Below are 16,067 nucleotides of genomic sequence, written 5' to 3' on the forward strand. Positions count from 1 at the left end.
CGGCCGTGGCACATTGCGTTCGTCAGTCGCCGCTGCCCACGTAGATGGAGTAGCTGGTGGGATCGGTGTCCGTGCCGTCCGCCTTGTGGCCGGTCACCGACAAGGTGTGCGTCTCGAAGTCCTGGTCCGGCGTGTAGGTGATCGACGCCCTCCCGTTGCTGTCCGCCGGCACGTCCGTCGACGGGCCGTCGTCGATCTGCCAGGAGAAGGACACGATTCCCGCAGTGCCGCCACTGAACTCGAAGGTGCCGGGAACACCGCCACCGCCCGACCAGGTGCCGTTCGGATACTCGGCGCTCACGACGTACGGCGCGTTGCCGACCGTGAAGTCGTAGTCCGTCACGGGCGAGAGCTCGCCGCCCGCCGTCAGGCTCTGGACGTGCAGCGTATTCGTGCCGTTGCGTTCGAACAGCACCGCGACCAGCGTCGACGTGCCGTCAGTGCTGGCCGGCAGCACCTGCTCCGGGCCGTCGTTGACGCGGTAGTGGTACTCGGTCACCTCGCCGAACAGCTGGGTGTGGAAGTAGAAGTACCCGGTCCAGCCGATCCCCCTCCGCGACCAGTCGAACGTGCTGTACACGTTGACCTTGTTGTCCCGGACATCGAAGGGCGCCATCCGCAGGTCCGATTCGGTGCCGTCCGCACCAACGCTCGTGACCCGCACCTCGTTGTAGCCCCACGACGTCGGCGTGTACGTGACCGTCGCGGTGCCGTCGGGACCGGCCGCGATCGTCTCCTCGTCGGCCCCGTTCAACGAGTATCGGTAGGAGGCGACATTCGGCAGCCCCGGGCGGAAGGTGAACGTCGCGGGCCGGCCGACGGTGCCACTGCCCTCGGGCGTGTGCGTGACCACCGGACCGGACCAGATGCCGAACGTGTAGGTGGTGGCGGGCGACCGCGTACCGTCCGACAACAGCGCCTGAAGGACCACCGTGTTGTCGCCGGCGTGCGTCGGCGTGACAGTGATGTACGCGTACGGGTTGCCCCCGTTGGACACGGTCTGCTCGGAACCGCCGTCGAACCGGTAGACGAATCCGGTCAGGTTCGGCAGTTGGCTCCCCAACTCGATGCTCAGCGGCACGCCGACCCCGTCGCGGCGCGGCCAGCTCGTCAGATCGCTGGCGTAGGCGGTCGGACGCGTGTCGATGATGTTGAACTGATGGTCCGCGACCATCGACGTGGAACCATCCGCCCGCACCGACCGCACGTACATCGAATGCCAGCCAGGCGTCGCCGTCCACTGCAGTACGGCGGTGTCGTCCTCCGCCGCCGGAATGGTCTTCCACTCGTCGTCGAGGTTGTACTCGTAGGCGACGACATCGTTGCTGTGCGGCGTGAACCGGAAGGAGCCGGTCTTGCCCGCGACCTGGTCGGTGTCCAGGTTGAACTCCGCCGACTCCACGCCGGGGGCGTCGGTGACCCAGACCTGCAGCGTGTCCTGCCCGATCAGCACGTTCTTGGCGTAGCTCCGGACGGCCACCTCGACCTGACCGGTGGCGGTGAACGTGATCCGGCCGGTCGCCTTACCGTCGACAGCCGGAACGCGGACCTCCGCGCCGTCCTTGATCTGGTACCCGAATGCGGTGGTCTCGGGCTTCGAGGCGACAAACGTGATCGTGCTCGGCAGGCCGACGCCACTCACGGCGACACTGGCGTTCGGTGCCGTCTCGGCGACCCGGAACTGATAGTTCTTTTCAGGCCCGCGGTTGCCCGCCGCGTCGACGGACGCGACATAGAGGTCGTTCGTGAACCGCAGCTTCGGGGTGTACTTCAGGATCGCCTTGCCACCCGGGCGCTTGGCCGGAATCTGCCCGGACGACCCCATCGAGTCACGCCAGGTGAAGGCGACCACGTCACGGTCGCCGGCACCGTCGAGGCGGAACGTCCCCTCGATGCCGGTGCCACCGCCCGGGGTGTCGCCCTCAGGATAGGTCCGCGACGAGACCTTCGGCGGATTCGCCGGGGCGGTCCGGTCCATGACGAGGTAGCAGGTCGCGCTCCACGGACCCTGGTCGTAGTAGTCGCTGGCCTGCGCCTGCCAGGCGAGGACCGCACCGTCGGCGTACTGGCTCAGGTCGGTGCCGCCGTAGTCACGGAACTCGCGACGCTGATCGGGGTGGTCCACCGGCCAGATCGCGTACAGCACTGTCGGGTGGTCGTCCTCGTCGGCATCCTTGGCGGTGGACGCGAACACCACGTTCCGTGCCGCCGGCGACGGCTTGGCCAGCGTGCCGCACGGCCGGTCCGGGTACGCCAGATGAAGGTTCGTGACGGTGGGCGGATGGTTCGCTGTCGCACTGAGCACCGGCTTGTCGAAGGTGCGACCGGTCCGCGCGTCGGCTTCCTGACTGGCGGTCACCCGATACTCCAGGGTGATGCTCTTCTCGTTCCGGCCCAGCGCCGCGTTGAGCGTGGCCACCATGTCGATGCCCAGGTAGCCCGGGCAGTAGACAGCGCCGGCGCCCCGGTCGGCGGACACCAGCTTCTCCAGCTCGGTTGGCGGGCGCAGCCAGGTCGTGTTGCCCTTGACCGGGCTGGTCCGCCACACCTCGATGGTTGCCGGGGCGGAGCAGTCGGTAACCGTATTCTCGTTCGTCCACAGGTACGAGTTGTGGACGACAGTGCCCTTCAACGTGGTCAGGTCGTACGTGAAGTAGGAGCGGTAGGTGTGCGTCCGGTTGGCGTCGTCGCGGGACGTACCGACCGGCGGTGCCACCGCCGCGTCGACGACCTTCGCGTGTGGATTCTGCGAGTCGAGATAGGCCCAGCTCGTCAGAGGTAGATCGGACGAAGTGGCGGCCGAGGCCGGAGAGCTGGTGGTCAGCATCGCGGCCGTGACGGCGACTACCGTCAACGGGACAGCTACTCTGAGACGTTTCATGTGGACTTGTTCCTCCCCCATGGCGGCGCCCCCGATCCACGCCGGCGGGCGCCATCGTAGCGAGGCGGCGCCAGCAGTAGGGGGTGGCGGCGACGCCTCCCCGCGGGCGCGCTCATCCGGTCCCGGACCAGCCAAACGCGTCGACAGGCGTCGTAGTCGTGCAACCATCGCACGGAGATCATCATTTGGCCGTTCGGCCAGGCAGTCGGGCGTCAGGACGGCGGGTCCCGGGCGGTGCCAGCGACCACGGCGGTGTCGATTCCGACACGAGGCAGTACGGCGTACACCGCTGACCTGGGTAAGAGTGGGCCGCCAGGGACTCGAACCCTGAACCTATGGATTAAAAGTCCACAGCTCTGCCATTGAGCTAGCGGCCCGCGCGCTCAGGTTACCCGACGGTGAGTGTCGGCGGCTCTCGGCTTCCGGCCGGCTGTCGATGGCTCCGCCGTACCTGCTCTCCACCCATCTCGTCCTTGATCGACTCGGGATTCTGGAAGTCGGGTTGTCCTGGCTGCTCGGATGCCCCGATTTTCAGGAAGTCGAGTGGATCAAGCGGCGGGCTGCTGGGCGCCAGACGGGGCGTGTGGGTGGTTGAGCTGCTGCTGGGCGGGTACGGGGTCGGGCATGCGGATCGTGGTGGTGGGGGCGAGCGGCAACGTCGGTACGGCGGTGCTGCGGCGCCTACGCCGGGAGCGGGGCGTGGAGCTGGCCGGGGTCGTCCGACGGTTACCCGGCCCGGATGCTGGCGAGCCGTACGACCAGGTGGAGTGGCACTCCTGCGACATCGGCGCGCCGGGCGCGGCCGGGCAGCTCGCCGAGGTGTTCGCGGGTGCGGACGCGGTCGTGCACCTGGCCTGGCAGATCCAGCCCAGCCACGACCAGCGGGTGCTGCGTCGGACCAACGTCGAGGGCAGCCGGGCGGTGATCAACGCGGTGGTCAGGGCCGGAGTGCCGGCCCTGGTGTACGCCTCGTCGGTCGGCACCTACGCACCCGGCCCGAAGGACCACCCGATCAGCGAGCGGTGGCCTGCCACCGGTGTGCCCGGTTCGTCGTACAGCGAGCACAAGGCGGAGGTGGAGGCGCTGCTGGACGGGGTCGAAAAGGATCACCCGACGCTGCGGGTGGTGCGGATGCGACCCGGGTTGATCTTCCAGCGGGCCGCCGGCGCGGAGATCACGCGTTACTTCCTCGGCCCGCTGGCGCCGGTGCGGCTGCTGCGCTTCGGCCGGATCCCGCTGGTGCCGACGAACCGCCGATTGCGGATGCAGGCGGTGCACGCCGATGACGTGGCTGACGCGTACGCCCGGGCGGTGTTGGGTGATGCGCGCGGTGCTTTCAATGTCGCCGCGGACCCGGTGCTCACTCCGGAGCTGGTGGCCCGGCACTTCCATGGTTGGACGGTGCCGGTCGCCGCGCCGGTGCTGCGGGCGGCGGCGGCGCTGACCTGGCGGGCGCGGCTGCAACCTGTCGACGCGGGCTGGGTGGAGCTCGGTTTGAACGCCCCGCTGATGTCCAGCGAGCGCGCGGAGACGGTGCTGGGCTGGCAGCCCAAGATCAGTGCGCTGACGGCGCTCAAGGAACTCATCGCCGGCATGGCCAACGGCGACCACACGGCGAGCCCACCGATGTCCGGCGCGCGGGACCTGCCCGGCCGCCCCACCGCCCTCCTCCACGCCCGCCCCCCGGGCGAAGGAAACCCCTACTGACCCCCGGCCTGGCTTGTTGATCAAGAGCTTTCGGTCAGAGAACGCCGCCCCGATGACCGAAAGCTCTTGATCAACGGCGGGGGTGGGCCGGGCGCAGGCGCAGGCGGGCCGGGGGCGGGGTCAGGAGAGCTTGGAGTTGGTGACCGTGGGGTTTCGGGCGCCCAGGAAGAAGATGCCGGGGAAGCCGCGGGTCTCGAACTTGGCGCTGGGGTTGCGGCGCAGGGTCGAGTTTTCGATCCGCATCGTGCCGGTGCGGTTGTTGCTCACGAAGAAGACCGCGCCGCCACCCTCCTTGGCCTTGTTGTTCTCGATGATCGTGCCGGCGATCCGTACGGTGAACTCGTTGCCGTCGCAGTAGATCGCGCCGCCGCTGCCGCCGCCGGGCGTGCCGGACTTGGCCGGGTTGGCGCCGCTGCCGATCGCCTCGTTGTTGCTGAGGATGCTGTTCAGCACCACCCAGGAGACGCCGATGCTGCTCAGCGCGCCCCCGTTCGAGCAGGATCCGCCCTGGCCGGCCGCGCCGCCGAAGGTGCTGCCCACGACGTACACCGGCTTGTTCTCGTACTGGCTCAGCACCCGGATGGCCGCGCCACCCAGGTCGGGGCCGGTGCGGTCGCAGCGGTTGCGGACGAAGCGTGAGTTGACCACCTTCAGCCGCCCGCCGCGTACGAAGATCGCCCCACCGCCGCCGCCCTCGGCCTTCTCACCGGTGGAGTTGCCGTCGGCGAAGGTGAGGTTCTGCACGGTGAGCTGCGGGTGATCCTGGTTCTGGCAGTGCGAGGTGGTGAAGCCCTGGGCCTGGTCGCAGGTGTTCATGTAGAGGATGCGGCGCTGCCCCTGGCCACTCAGCGTGACAGTGCCGCCGCCGTCCAGCACGACCTTCGGCCCGTTGGCGTTGCGGACCTTCGCGGTGGCGGCCATCTTGATCGTCACCGGGGCCGGTCCACAGTTGAACGTGATGACGCCGCCGGCCGCGACGGCCTTCACGACGGCTGCGGAGGTGCAGCTCGCCGGGGTGCCGCTGCCGATGGTCCGGGTCGGCTTCGAGGTGTCCACCGCCCGCGCCTCGGCCGGCACGGTGGCCCTGCCGTTCGGGTTGCCGGCCGCGAGCACCTTGGTGGCGGGCTTCGGGCTCGCGCTGGCTCCCGGGCCCCCGAGGCTGGCCCGGGCCTCCGGCGTTCCGCTCCGACCGCTGGTCGGCGGCGGCGTCGGTGCAGCGGACGAGCCGGCCTCGAAGACGGGGGCCGGGTCGTTGGGCGCGCAGGCGGGCAGGGTCGCGGTGGCGACACCGAGGACGAGGAGAGCGGCAAGCGACGTCATGCGCACCCCGTGATGCTAGGAGCCACGACGGCGTCCCGACGAATCCGCCGAGCCGGTTTAATGCACAGCTAAGCCAGGCCGCCCGCCCGCCGCCCGCCGCCCGCCCGACGCCCGCCGCCCGCTCGCCGTGCGTCGCCCGCCTGCAGCGCGGCGACCGGTGGTCAGGCGTGGGAGAGGGCGAAGGCGGTCAGGAAGCCGGCGACCGTGATCAGACCGACCAGGAGGTGCGCGTTCTCGAACGCCTCCGGGACCATGGTGTCGGTGATCATGGCGAGGATCGCCCCGGCGGCCAACGCGGTGATGGCGGCCAGCACCTCCGGCGGCGAGCCACCCAGCAGCGTGTTACCGACCAGCGCGGCGACGCCACTGATCAGCGCGATCCCGGTCCAGAGCAGGAACACGTAGCGTCGGGTACGGCCGGCCTGGCGCATGCCGGCCGCGCTGGAGAGGCCCTCCGGAACGTTGCTGAGGAAGACCGCCGCCACCGTGACCAGGCTGACTGTGCCGCCGCCGAGCAGGCTGGCGCCGATCACCACCGATTCCGGTACGCCGTCGAGGAGCGCGCCGACGGCGAGCGCCGATCCGGAGCCGGGTTTCTCGCTCTCGGATGGTTGCTGGTCGCCGGACCGCTTCCGGTGCCGGGCGCCGTGCCGGGCGAGGGCCAGGTTGGCCAGGGTGTAGACCACCGCGCCGACGGCGGCGCCGAGAGCGGTGGGCAGCAGCCCGCCCTGCGCGTGCGCCTCGGCGATCAACTCGAACGACACGGCGGAGAGCAGCACCCCCGCGCCGAACGCCATGATCGACGCGATGATGCGCTGCGGCACCTGGGCGAACCAGCCGACCGCCGCCCCGACCAGCAGAGCCGATCCGGCCAGCAGCCCCCACCCACCCGCCTGTAACCACTCCGGCATTCGCGGGACCGTACCCACTGTCGCCGAGGCGACAAACCCGATTGTGAGGAGGGCTCAGAAGTCGGCGAAGAGGTACGGCACCCGTCGGGGGAAGAGGCCGCGCAGCTCGGTGGCGGCGTCCACCGGCACCGCACCCAGAGCGCGTAGCGGCAGCTCGGCCGGGTCCAGCACCCCGTACGCGAGGGCGGAGAGCCCAGCGGCGGTGAGCGTGGCGGTCGGCACGCGGCCGGTGGTGTCGTCGACCAGTTCCAGCGCGCCGGTCGTGCCGTCGAGCAGGTGGGTGCCGGCCAGCCAGCGGTCCCCGGTCAGCTCGATCCGCACCCGGCCCGGGCCGGCGGGCAGCCCGCGCAACGCGTCCAGTGACAGCAGCCGGGCCATCGGCGCGGACGAGCCCGGCACGGCCGTGCGGGCCTCGACGTGCACGTCCAGGTCGGTCAGCCACAGCTCGGGCAACTCGTCGGGCGGGACCTGGACGGTGATCCGCTCGATCTGGTCGACGTGCCGGGCGAAGAACTGCAACAGCAGCGCCCGCGCGAGCGGGTCGGTGACCAGCAGTTCGTTGCCGTGCAGCGTGCCGCCGTGTTCGTCGATCCGGTACGTCACCGCGCCGGTGACCTCCCCGTCCACCCGGGCGGTCAGCAGCCAGTACTCGTCACGGTCACGCATTCCGATCGCCCGGTAGTCCGGGAAGATCGAGAACCCGTGTCGTTCCTGGAGGTTGCGCTCGGTGAACGCCCGCCAGGCCGGGTAGCCGGCGGCGATGCGTTCCCAGCTCACCTCGCCGGGCAGGTCCACCTTGAGCAGCGAGCCCAGGTTGGCCGGAGTGAAGGTGACCCGGCGTGGCTTGGGCAGCCCCACGCAGCCGAACCGGGCGTAGAAGCTGGGCCGGAACGGGTAGAGCGCGCTGAGCGGGTGGCCCTCGTCGCGCATCTCGTCGAGGAGTTGGTGCAGCAACGTCCGGACGTGCCCCTGCCGGCGGGCCAGCGGATGGGTCGCCACCCCGGCGACACCGGCCATCGGCAGCACCACCCCGCGCAGGTTCTGCCGCATCGGAATGGCCGAGACGGCGGCCAGGGTGGTGCCGTCCTCCTCGGCGATGAGCGTCCGGTTGCCCTGGTTGTAGGGCAGGTAGTCGCGGAACTCCGCGGTCCGGGCAGCACTGAGCGGCGAGGACTCGAAGGCGTACGCGGCCAGCGGGAAGCTGGTGGTGAGACGGTCGTCGTCGGTCACCCGGCGGATGGTCATTCGCCCATCTCAACCCGCCGCGGAGGCCACAGCAACCGGATTGGCCCGATCCGCGGCGCCGACCGCGGTCAGCCGACCGGCAGGTGCCGCAGGTGCCGGCGGCGGCGCAGCCGGACGGTTGCCACCGCGGCCACGCCCAGGACCAGTAGGGCGGTGACGACGAGCCCGTGCAGCAGGCCACGGGAGAGGTAGCCCTGGTCGGTGTCGTCGACCGTCCAGGTGGCGATCTCCCGGCTCGACCAGAACGGCGTCAACTTCGCCCCGGACCCGGCCGGGTCGATCAGCATCTGCACCGTCACCACGGTGAGCAGCAACAGCGTGCCCTCCAACTCGCGGGGCAGCAGCGCACCGATCAGCATCCCGAACGGCGCCGCCACCGCGACGGAACAGAGCAGCGCCGCCGCCAGGCCGCCGTACCGCAGGTCCGCGCCGTCGATCATCGGGAGCAGGAAGAACGGTACGGAGATGACCAGCCCCGCTGTCCACAGGCCGAGCATCCGACCGAGATAGAGGTGGTGTGGGCGGTAGCCGGCCAGCCTCAGCCTCGGCTCCAACTCGCGCGCCGCGGTCGTGGCGAACAGCGCGGCGGTGCTCACCGCCCAGCCCACGCCGAGCAGCAGCGAGCGAACCGACTGCCCGAGGTAGGCGTCCCGCCGGATCAGGTAGAAGGTCAACGGCATCAACAACAACAGCAGGAGTACGCCCCGACGCCGCAGCAGCTCCCGCAGGGTCATCTCGGCGACGGTGACGAGCCGGGTCACAGGCGACCTCCCTGGATGCCGGGCGCGTGCCACCCGGTCTCTCGTGCCGGGGTCAGGTCGAGCACGATGTCCACCCGGTCGAGTTGGTTGAGCAGGTGGGTCACCACGACGATGGCCGTGCCGGCGTCGCGCAACCTGCTGAGCTGGTCCCAGAAGTTGACGTACGTGCCCTGGTCGAAGCCCTGGTACGGCTCGTCGAGCAGCAGTACGTCGGGGGCGCTGAGCGTGGACATGGTCAGGTTGAGCTTCTGTCGGGTGCCGCCGGACAGGTGGCGGGCCTGCACGTCCCCGCCCGCTTCCCAACCGAGCTGACGGGCCGCCGCCCGACCGGCTCGGCGGGCCGGGCCCCGGGCCACGCCCTGACCCGCGCCGACCAGCACGAAGTGCTCGTCGGCGAGCAGGAAGTCGGCGGTGCCGCCGGACTGCGGGCAGTAGCCGAGCCGCCCGGAGACGGTCACCTCACCGGCGTCCGGTGACATCAGCCCGGCGCAGATCCGGAGGAAGGTGCTCTTGCCGCAGCCGTTCGCGCCGACGACGGCGGCGATCTGTCCGGCCCGGACGGTCAGCGTGGCGTCGCGCAGCACGGTTCGCCGTCCGTACTTCTTGGTGATGCCCGCCGCGTGCAGCCGGACCGCGCCGGGGCGCGGTCCGGGCGCGGTGCCGATGCTCTCCACGACCGCACCCGCGTACTGCTGGGGTGGGCCGAAGACGACCCACGGGTCGCCGCCCCCCTCGCGCAGGTGCGTGGCGGCCTCGGCGACCACGTGCCGTGCGGCGTCCGCCGCGACCCGGCGCTGGTGCAGCTCGGCCGTGAGCGTACGCAGCCAATCGTCGGCGTTCACCGGGTGACCCCCTTCGTGACGATGTCGTTCACCGGCCGGACGAAGGTGAGCCAGGCGGTGCCGCCGGCGCGGAGCGCCGCGTGCCCGTCGTGGGTGAGCCGGTAGTACTTGCGGGCCGGCCCGGCGCTGCCCTCCCGCCACTGCGCGGTCACCAGGCCGGTCTTCTGCAGGCGCAGCAGCACGGGATAGAGGGTGCCGCCCTGGATCGGCCCGACGCCCGACGCGTCGAGCGCCTGGGCGAGCTGGTAGCCGTAGGACTCACCTTCGGACAGCAGGGCCAGGACGCAGATGTCGAGCACCCCCCGCAGCCACTGCCCGCGCCGGTCGGAATCCACACGAGGGACAGTAGCGACGCAAGCTAGATGGCACAACCACCTACTAGGGCAGCGGAACCCGAACCGACAGGTTCGGGCGAGCCGCTCAGTGAGCCTTTCCGGGTCAGCGGGCGACGACGTCGGAGACGACGACTGTGACGTTGTCCGGTGCGCCGGCGTGGTGAGCCAGCTTCACCAACTGCTCACCGCACTGCTGCCGGTCGGCGTACATGCCCAGGGCGGCCGCGATGGCCTCGTCCTCGACGTAGTCGGAGAGCCCGTCGCTGCACAGCAGCAGCCGGTCACCGGGGACCACGGTGAGCACGCCGATCGCGGGTGGGGTGTCGGCGCCCTGCACGGCCCGGGTCACCAGGGACCGCTGCGGGTGGTGACGGGCCTGCTCGGGAGAGAGGGTGCCCTGATCGACGAGCGCCTGCACGAAGGTGTCGTCCCGGGTGAGCTGGGTCAGCTCCCCGTCGCGCAGGAGGTAGCAGCGGGAGTCGCCCACCTGGGCCAGCACCAGGGTCTCCCCGGCCAGCAGCGCCGCGGTGAGCGTCGTGCCCATGCCGTCCCGGCTCGGGTCGACGGTGATCGCGGCGTGGATGCGCTGGTTGGCGGTGCTGACCACGGCACGCAGAGCGTCGGCGGCGCCGTCGGGGTCGGTGGGCGGAGCCAGCTCGTCCAGGATCCGGATCACGATCTCGCTCGCCACCTCGCCCGCAGGCAGCCCACCCATGCCGTCGGCGACGGCGATCAGGCGGTCACCGGCGAGGGCGGAGTCCTCGTTGTTGGTGCGCACCAAGCCGATGTCGTTGAGGATGACCGAGCGGAGGATCAGCGTCATGGGGTCAAGCTTGCCAAGAACAACCCGCATTCGTCTCTACGCCTCCTACCTAGGTCGAGAAATGATTGCGATTTTCGTCGGCGGGGCGGACGATCCGTGCCCGATCGGCCGGGCCTCAGCGGCGCGGATAGCGCAGTAGCAGGCTGGCGGCGACCTCCTCGTCACCCACCGCCGCGTAGCTGTGTGGCACGTCCGACACCCAGCGGAGGTGACCACCCGCCGGGGCGGTCAGCGGTGCGTCGGCCGGCCCGGCGCGCAGCACCCCGGCGAAGACTGTGACGTGCTCGGTGACGCCCGACGCATGGGCGGGGGAGAGTTGCGCGACGCCGGGTGCGACACGCATCCGGTACAGCTCGTAGGTCGCGTCGGTGTCGGTGAACACCTCCAGCAGGGTGGCGGTGACCGCGGTGCCGTGCACGACCGGCCCGGCGGCCGGCTCGGCCAGCAGGGCGGTGAACGGTACGCCGAGCTGCGCGGTGACCGCCCAGAGCGTCTCCAGGGTCGGGTTGCGGGTGCCGTGCTCCAGGCCGGAGAGGGTGGCCTTCCCGACACCGGCGAGCCGGGCGAGTGTGGACAGCGAGAGCCCTCGCTCCTCGCGCAGGGCACGGACCCGGCGTCCGACGACGGCGGGATCCACGTCGAGGCCCGGACGTGGCTCTGGTGGTGGGTGCGGCACCCGGCTATCGTGCTACACGCTGCCGTTCCGTAAACGGAACAGTCGGGAGGGTGGAGTGGCCGGACGCGTACAACCGGTGCTGGCGGGTGCGGTGACCGCGCTCGTGGGCTTCGCCAGTTCGTTCACCGTCGTGCTGGCCGGGCTCCGAGCGGCGGGCGCGTCGGACGCGCAGGCCGCCTCCGGCCTGCTCGCTCTCTGCGTGGCGAGCGGGCTCGTCGCCGCCTGGCTGGGCTGGCGGTACCGGATACCGATGAGCGCGGCCTGGTCCACTCCGGGCGCGGCGCTGCTGGTGGCGACCGGGCCGCCGCCGGGCGGATGGCGGGTGGCGGTGGGCGCCTTCCTCGTCTCCGGCCTGCTGATCGTCGCGGCCGGGCTGTTCCCGCCACTCGGTCGTGCCGTGGCCGCCATCCCCAAGCCGGTGGCCGGCGCGATGCTCGCCGGGGTGCTGCTGCCGCTGTGCACCGCCCCGGTCCGCGCGCTTGTCGAGCTGCCGATGGTGGCCGGGCCGGTGGTGGTCGGCTGGCTGCTGCTGCACCGGTTCGCCCGCCGCTGGGCGGTGCCCGGTGCCCTTGTGGTGGCGGTGGCGGCGATCGCACTCACCACACCGCCGGCCGGCCTGAGCGGTGCCGCGCTGATCCCGTCGGTCACGCTGACCGCGCCGGCGTGGAACGCGTCCGCCCTGGTCGGGTTGGCCCTGCCGCTGTTCCTGGTCACCATGGCCGCGCAGAACGTACCCGGCATGGCGGTGCTGGTCGGCTACGGCTACCGGCCGCCGTTCGGCGCCGCGCTGCGGACCACCGGCCTGGCCAGTCTGCTCGCCGCCCCGGCCGGCGGGCACGCGGTGAACCTCGCCGCGATCACCGCCGCGCTGGCTGCCGGCCCCGACGCGCACCCGGACCCGGAGCGCCGGTGGATCGCCTCGGTCACCGCCGGCGCCGGGCTGGCCGTGCTCGGACTGGGCGCCGGCGTGGCCACCACACTTGTCGCGGTCGCCCCACCGATCCTCATCGAGGCGGTCGCCGGGTTGGCGCTACTGGGCGCCCTCGCCACCGCGCTCGCCTCGGCGGTGACCGACCCGGCGACCCGCGAGGCCGCCGTGGTCACCTTCGTGGTGACCGCGTCCGGGGTGACGCTGATCGGCGTGGGCGGCGCGTTCTGGGGCCTGGTCGCGGGCTGCCTGATGCTGCTGCTCTTCCACCACCGTCGAGCCGCCCCCGCCGCGCCGGACAGTCACTCCTCGGGCGGAAGATCGGCCACACCGACGGCCAGGAGGACCCGGCCGTCAGCCACCGACCCGATCCGGTCTGCCGGTACGTAGACCGCGCCGGTACGGGTCAGGTCGGTCGAGACCTTCAGATATCCGCTGTGCAGCAGCCGCGCCGCCAGATCGGCCGGGACGTCCGGTTCCTCGACCGCGGTCGCCTCGATCAGCTCGTCCAGGCTGCTGCCCGGGTCGGCGGTCGGTGTCTGGACGGTCACCGCGTTCGGGTCACCCCGCTGGACGAGGTCCACGGTCCCGACCTCGGTGCCGGCTGCGTCGATCACCGGCATTCCGGTGGTGATCCGCGAGATGGTCGCCTGCTGCTCGTCCTGCTGATCCATCCCGCTGCGGTTCCCGGGCCGGTACGCCGCTAAACGCCACCGTCCATCCGTCCGCCCGACGCTCAGCAGCCACGGCGGCGGCTCAGCTGTTCGGGAGGGTCCAGCTGCCGGGCGGACGGGGGGACAGCTCCCGCCAGGTGTCCGGGCCGTCGAGCAGGGCCCGGACGGTGTCCTCGGCCTCGTCCGCACTGCCGTACTCGTAGAAACGGGAGATGCCCTCGGCGCCGCCGGCTCGCTGCTCGACGTGCCACCGGTCGGCGTCCACCCGCAGGAAGACGTCCCGCCGGGCCAGTCGCCCCCACTTCCCGTTCCACCAGTGCTTTCGCTGCTCCATGGCGGGACTCTATCGAACACACGTACGAGAAGGTGCGGCCCCTGCGGGAATCCCACAGGGGCCGATGTGCATCCGTTCGGGTCAGCGCTGCGTCGGCGGTTCCGGACGGCGGCCCAACACGTCGTCCAGCGCCCCGCGCTGCTGACCGGGGGTGGTGTGGCCGGCGGAGACCAGGGCGTCCCGGATCTCGGTGAGCAGCTTGACCTCCTCGCTCGGCGCCGAGGGCGGCGGCTCCTCGCCCCGCTTGCGCCGCTCGGCCAGCTTGTTCATGGGGAACACCACGAGGAAGTAGAGCACCGCCGCGGTGAGCAGGAACGTGATCAGGGCGTTGAGGAACCCCGCCCAGTCCACGAAGTTGCCCTTGCTGATCTCCCACTGCCCGGCGAGCTGATCCTCGCCGCCGCCGACCAGTTTGATGATCGGCTTGAGGAACGATGTGGTGAATGCGGTGACCACCGCCGTGAACGCGGCGCCGATGACGACACCGACCGCCAGGTCGACGACGTTGCCACGCATGATGAAGTCTTTGAAGCCCTTGAGCATTCGTACTCCCGAGGTGTCCGCTTTTCTGTCCGGCACAACCTATGCCCGTTCGGCGGGTTCCAGAAAAGCGCCGGCTTCGAGCGCCGCCCGGCCCGGATCGCCGGCCCGGATCGCCTCGACCAGCCGGGTGTGGTCGACGTAGCGCTCGGGGGTGAGCGCCCCACCCATGGCCTGGGCGACAGTGCTGCGCAGGGCGGTGCCCACCGAGGCGTACAGCTCGGCGAGCATGGCGTTGTGCGCGGCGGCGACCACCGCCGTGTGCAGTGCCGCGTCGGCCTCGACGAACGCGTCGACCCGGCCGCCGCGCCAGGCGGCCTCGCGCTGGGCGAGCGCGCCGTCGAGCGCCGCCAGGTCCTCAGGTGTACGCCTCAGCGCAGCGAGTCGGGCGGCCTCCACCTCGAAGGCGCGGCGTACCTCGATGACCTCGGTCATCCGGTCGTCGCCGAGCCGGCGGGCGACCACGGGTGCCAGTTCGTCGGTGGACACCACGTAGGTGCCGGAGCCCTGCCGGCACTCCAGCACCCCGGCGTGCACCAGGGCGCGGACGGCCTCGCGGACCGTGTTGCGCCCGACGCCCAGCGCGGCGACCAGTTGTGGCTCGGTGGGGATGCGCCCGCCGACGGGCCATTCGCCGCCGAGGATTCGGGCGCGGAGTTGCTCGGTGGTCTGCCGGACGCGGTGGCCGCGGGGCGGCACGGGTGGCTGGCCGCGGGGCGGCACCGGCGGTGCGGGGGGGAAATCAACCGACGGTGGCACTGGTTACATCACCGGTCCCAAATTCATCCCATGATTGTAGGTTAGCTGTCATGACCCCGCCACCAACCGCCGCTCCGGCGCTGCCCACCCCCGTCACCGTCGACCCTCGCCAGACGCGGGACCCCGGTGCCGGCCGGCGGACGCACCCGGCGACCGGTGGCGCGCTGGTGCTGGTCGGGATGCTGCTGGTCGCGCTCAACCTGCGTGCCGTGGTGACGAGCCTCGGCGCGCTGCTCGACGAGGTCCGCGACGGGCTGGGTCTCTCCGGCGTCACCGCCGGTCTGGTCACCACCCTGCCGACCATCGCGTTCGCCGGCCTCGGCGCGCTCACCCCGTGGCTGGTCCGCCGGGTGGCACCGGCCCGGGTGCTGGTGGTCGCCATGCTCGCCCTCGCCGTCGGTCAGGTGCTCCGGGTCGCCACCGACTCGGCCTGGATCTTCGTGCTCACCAGCGCGCTGGCGCTGTCCGGCATCGCGGTGGCCAACATCCTGCTGCCGATGCTCGTCAAGCAGCACTTCCCGCACCGCACCGGCCTGGTCACCGGGGCGTACACGATGGCGTTGACAGTGGGCACGACGGTGGCCGCAGCCTCCGCGGTGCCCATCGCGCACGCCTTCGGGTCGTGGCGGGCCGGGCTCGGTGTCTGGGCCGCGATGGCAGCGGTGGCCGTACTCCCGTGGGTGCCGCTGGCGCTGCGGACCCGCGCCTCGGTGCGGCGGGCGACCCCGACGGCGGACGTCGCCACACCGACGCGGGTCCGGCCGGCGCGGACCCGGCTCGGCTGGGCGATGGCCGTCTACTTCGGGGCGCAGTCGCTCAGCGGGTACGCGATCATGGGCTGGCTGGCCCAGCTGTTCCGCGACGCCGGTTACCAGCCGCAGTCGGCCGGGCTGCTGCTCGCCGGGGTGACCGCGCTCGGCGTGCCGATCGCGCTGCTGATGCCCACCCTGGCCGGTCGGCTCGGCAGTCTGCGTCCACTGGTGCTCGGGCTGACCACCGCATCCGCACTGGCCTACCTGGGGTTGGCGCTCGCACCGCATGGCGCCGCGCTGCTCTGGGTCGCCCTCCTGGCGATCGGTCAGGGCGCGTTCCCGATGATCCTGACCGCCATCGGCCTACGCGCCCGCACCGCCGAGGGGACCGTCGCGCTCTCCGCGTTCGCGCAGAGCACCGGGTACGTGATCGCCGCCCTCGGCCCGCTGATGGTCGGCATCCTCTACGAGGCCACCGGCGGCTGGACCGCGCCGATCGGGTTCCTGCTGGGCGCCCTCGCCGTGCAGACGACGGCGGGCATGGCGATCGCTCGTCCCCGTTACGTCGAGGACGAGTGA

The 16,067-nt window shown here is 71.5% G+C and carries 16 protein-coding genes and 1 tRNA gene; 3 read left to right on the top strand and 14 right to left on the bottom strand.

The window, feature by feature from the left end; all coding sequences use genetic code 11:
- Positions 1 to 22: 22 nt before the first annotated feature.
- Together ACQP0U_RS01335 and ACQP0U_RS01340 are read right to left on the bottom strand one after the other, a co-directional pair.
- Positions 23 to 2,881 (bottom strand): hypothetical protein, encoded by a 2,859-nt coding sequence (locus tag ACQP0U_RS01335; RefSeq protein WP_433315052.1) that lies wholly within the window; start codon positions 2,879 to 2,881, stop codon positions 23 to 25.
- 305 nt (positions 2,882 to 3,186) lie between these two features.
- Positions 3,187 to 3,258 (bottom strand) — tRNA-Lys (locus ACQP0U_RS01340).
- A 247-nt stretch (positions 3,259 to 3,505) separates the two neighbouring features.
- Here ACQP0U_RS01340 and ACQP0U_RS01345 point away from each other — a divergent pair.
- Positions 3,506 to 4,588, top strand: a complete 1,083-nt coding sequence (locus tag ACQP0U_RS01345) for an NAD-dependent epimerase/dehydratase family protein (RefSeq protein WP_433315054.1) — start codon at positions 3,506 to 3,508, stop codon at positions 4,586 to 4,588.
- Positions 4,589 to 4,708: 120 nt separating this feature from the next.
- On the opposite strand, the gene ACQP0U_RS01350 is transcribed toward ACQP0U_RS01345, so the two are convergent.
- The 8 genes from ACQP0U_RS01350 to ACQP0U_RS01385 form a co-directional block, all read right to left on the bottom strand.
- Positions 4,709 to 5,908, bottom strand: coding sequence for a hypothetical protein (locus tag ACQP0U_RS01350; protein WP_433320534.1), 1,200 nt, complete (start codon positions 5,906 to 5,908; stop codon positions 4,709 to 4,711).
- A 161-nt stretch (positions 5,909 to 6,069) separates the two neighbouring features.
- Complete coding sequence (locus ACQP0U_RS01355; RefSeq protein ID WP_433315055.1) at positions 6,070 to 6,819, bottom strand: ZIP family metal transporter; 750 nt, start codon at positions 6,817 to 6,819, stop codon at positions 6,070 to 6,072.
- Between the two features lie 54 nt (positions 6,820 to 6,873).
- Positions 6,874 to 8,049, bottom strand: a complete 1,176-nt coding sequence (locus ACQP0U_RS01360; protein WP_433315057.1) for a GNAT family N-acetyltransferase — start codon at positions 8,047 to 8,049, stop codon at positions 6,874 to 6,876.
- 83 nt (positions 8,050 to 8,132) lie between these two features.
- On the bottom strand, positions 8,133 to 8,825 hold the full coding sequence (locus tag ACQP0U_RS01365) for a hypothetical protein (protein ID WP_433315059.1): 693 nt from the start codon (positions 8,823 to 8,825) through the stop codon (positions 8,133 to 8,135).
- Positions 8,822 to 9,667, bottom strand: coding sequence for an ATP-binding cassette domain-containing protein (locus ACQP0U_RS01370; RefSeq protein WP_433315061.1), 846 nt, complete (start codon positions 9,665 to 9,667; stop codon positions 8,822 to 8,824). The genes ACQP0U_RS01365 and ACQP0U_RS01370 overlap by 4 nt, the downstream gene beginning before the upstream one ends.
- Positions 9,664 to 10,002: a PadR family transcriptional regulator gene (locus ACQP0U_RS01375; protein WP_433315062.1), complete on the bottom strand. Its 339-nt coding sequence runs from the start codon at positions 10,000 to 10,002 to the stop codon at positions 9,664 to 9,666. The genes ACQP0U_RS01370 and ACQP0U_RS01375 overlap by 4 nt, the downstream gene beginning before the upstream one ends.
- A 103-nt stretch (positions 10,003 to 10,105) precedes the next feature.
- Positions 10,106 to 10,825 carry a PP2C family protein-serine/threonine phosphatase gene (locus ACQP0U_RS01380; RefSeq protein WP_433315064.1) on the bottom strand — a complete coding sequence of 240 codons (720 nt, stop codon included), beginning with the start codon at positions 10,823 to 10,825 and terminating at the stop codon, positions 10,106 to 10,108.
- A gap of 115 nt (positions 10,826 to 10,940) precedes the next feature.
- Positions 10,941 to 11,501 carry a helix-turn-helix domain-containing protein gene (locus tag ACQP0U_RS01385; protein WP_433315065.1) on the bottom strand — a complete coding sequence of 187 codons (561 nt, stop codon included), beginning with the start codon at positions 11,499 to 11,501 and terminating at the stop codon, positions 10,941 to 10,943.
- A 55-nt stretch (positions 11,502 to 11,556) separates the two neighbouring features.
- Here ACQP0U_RS01385 and ACQP0U_RS01390 point away from each other — a divergent pair, with 55 nt between their 5' ends.
- Positions 11,557 to 12,819: a benzoate/H(+) symporter BenE family transporter gene (locus ACQP0U_RS01390; protein WP_433315067.1), complete on the top strand. Its 1,263-nt coding sequence runs from the start codon at positions 11,557 to 11,559 to the stop codon at positions 12,817 to 12,819.
- On the opposite strand, the gene ACQP0U_RS01395 is transcribed toward ACQP0U_RS01390, so the two are convergent.
- From ACQP0U_RS01395 to ACQP0U_RS01410, 4 genes are all read right to left on the bottom strand, one after another.
- Positions 12,732 to 13,103: a hypothetical protein gene (locus tag ACQP0U_RS01395; protein WP_433315069.1), complete on the bottom strand. Its 372-nt coding sequence runs from the start codon at positions 13,101 to 13,103 to the stop codon at positions 12,732 to 12,734. The genes ACQP0U_RS01390 and ACQP0U_RS01395 overlap by 88 nt on opposite strands.
- Before the next feature lie 82 nt (positions 13,104 to 13,185).
- Positions 13,186 to 13,437 carry a hypothetical protein gene (locus ACQP0U_RS01400; protein ID WP_088951051.1) on the bottom strand — a complete coding sequence of 84 codons (252 nt, stop codon included), beginning with the start codon at positions 13,435 to 13,437 and terminating at the stop codon, positions 13,186 to 13,188.
- 81 nt (positions 13,438 to 13,518) lie between these two features.
- Positions 13,519 to 13,980 carry a large conductance mechanosensitive channel protein MscL gene (mscL, locus tag ACQP0U_RS01405; RefSeq protein WP_433315071.1) on the bottom strand — a complete coding sequence of 154 codons (462 nt, stop codon included), beginning with the start codon at positions 13,978 to 13,980 and terminating at the stop codon, positions 13,519 to 13,521.
- A gap of 39 nt (positions 13,981 to 14,019) precedes the next feature.
- Complete coding sequence (locus ACQP0U_RS01410; protein ID WP_433315073.1) at positions 14,020 to 14,700, bottom strand: FadR/GntR family transcriptional regulator; 681 nt, start codon at positions 14,698 to 14,700, stop codon at positions 14,020 to 14,022.
- A 215-nt stretch (positions 14,701 to 14,915) separates the two neighbouring features.
- On the opposite strand from ACQP0U_RS01410, the gene ACQP0U_RS01415 reads away from it, so the two are divergent.
- The gene (locus ACQP0U_RS01415; protein ID WP_433320536.1) at positions 14,916 to 16,067 is read left to right on the top strand and encodes an MFS transporter; all 1,152 of its coding nucleotides are present in this window, start codon (positions 14,916 to 14,918) and stop codon (positions 16,065 to 16,067) included.

The sequence above is a fragment of the Micromonospora sp. CA-269861 genome (assembly GCF_050948505.1).
Taxonomy (GTDB): Bacteria; Actinomycetota; Actinomycetes; order Mycobacteriales; family Micromonosporaceae; genus Micromonospora.

Excerpts from the sequence above, each read along its gene's own strand:
- ACQP0U_RS01335 (WP_433315052.1), bottom strand. The coding sequence starts at position 2,881 with ATGAAACGTCTCAGAGTAGCTGTCCCGTTGACGGTAGTCGCCGTCACG.
- ACQP0U_RS01345 (WP_433315054.1), top strand. The coding sequence starts at position 3,506 with ATGCGGATCGTGGTGGTGGGGGCGAGCGGCAACGTCGGTACGGCGGTG.
- ACQP0U_RS01350 (WP_433320534.1), bottom strand. The coding sequence starts at position 5,908 with ATGACGTCGCTTGCCGCTCTCCTCGTCCTCGGTGTCGCCACCGCGACC.
- ACQP0U_RS01355 (WP_433315055.1), bottom strand. The coding sequence starts at position 6,819 with ATGCCGGAGTGGTTACAGGCGGGTGGGTGGGGGCTGCTGGCCGGATCG.
- ACQP0U_RS01380 (WP_433315064.1), bottom strand. The coding sequence starts at position 10,825 with ATGACGCTGATCCTCCGCTCGGTCATCCTCAACGACATCGGCTTGGTG.
- ACQP0U_RS01395 (WP_433315069.1), bottom strand. The coding sequence starts at position 13,103 with ATGGATCAGCAGGACGAGCAGCAGGCGACCATCTCGCGGATCACCACC.
- ACQP0U_RS01400 (WP_088951051.1), bottom strand. The coding sequence starts at position 13,437 with ATGGAGCAGCGAAAGCACTGGTGGAACGGGAAGTGGGGGCGACTGGCC.
- mscL (WP_433315071.1), bottom strand. The coding sequence starts at position 13,980 with ATGCTCAAGGGCTTCAAAGACTTCATCATGCGTGGCAACGTCGTCGAC.
- ACQP0U_RS01415 (WP_433320536.1), top strand. The coding sequence starts at position 14,916 with ATGCTGCTGGTCGCGCTCAACCTGCGTGCCGTGGTGACGAGCCTCGGC.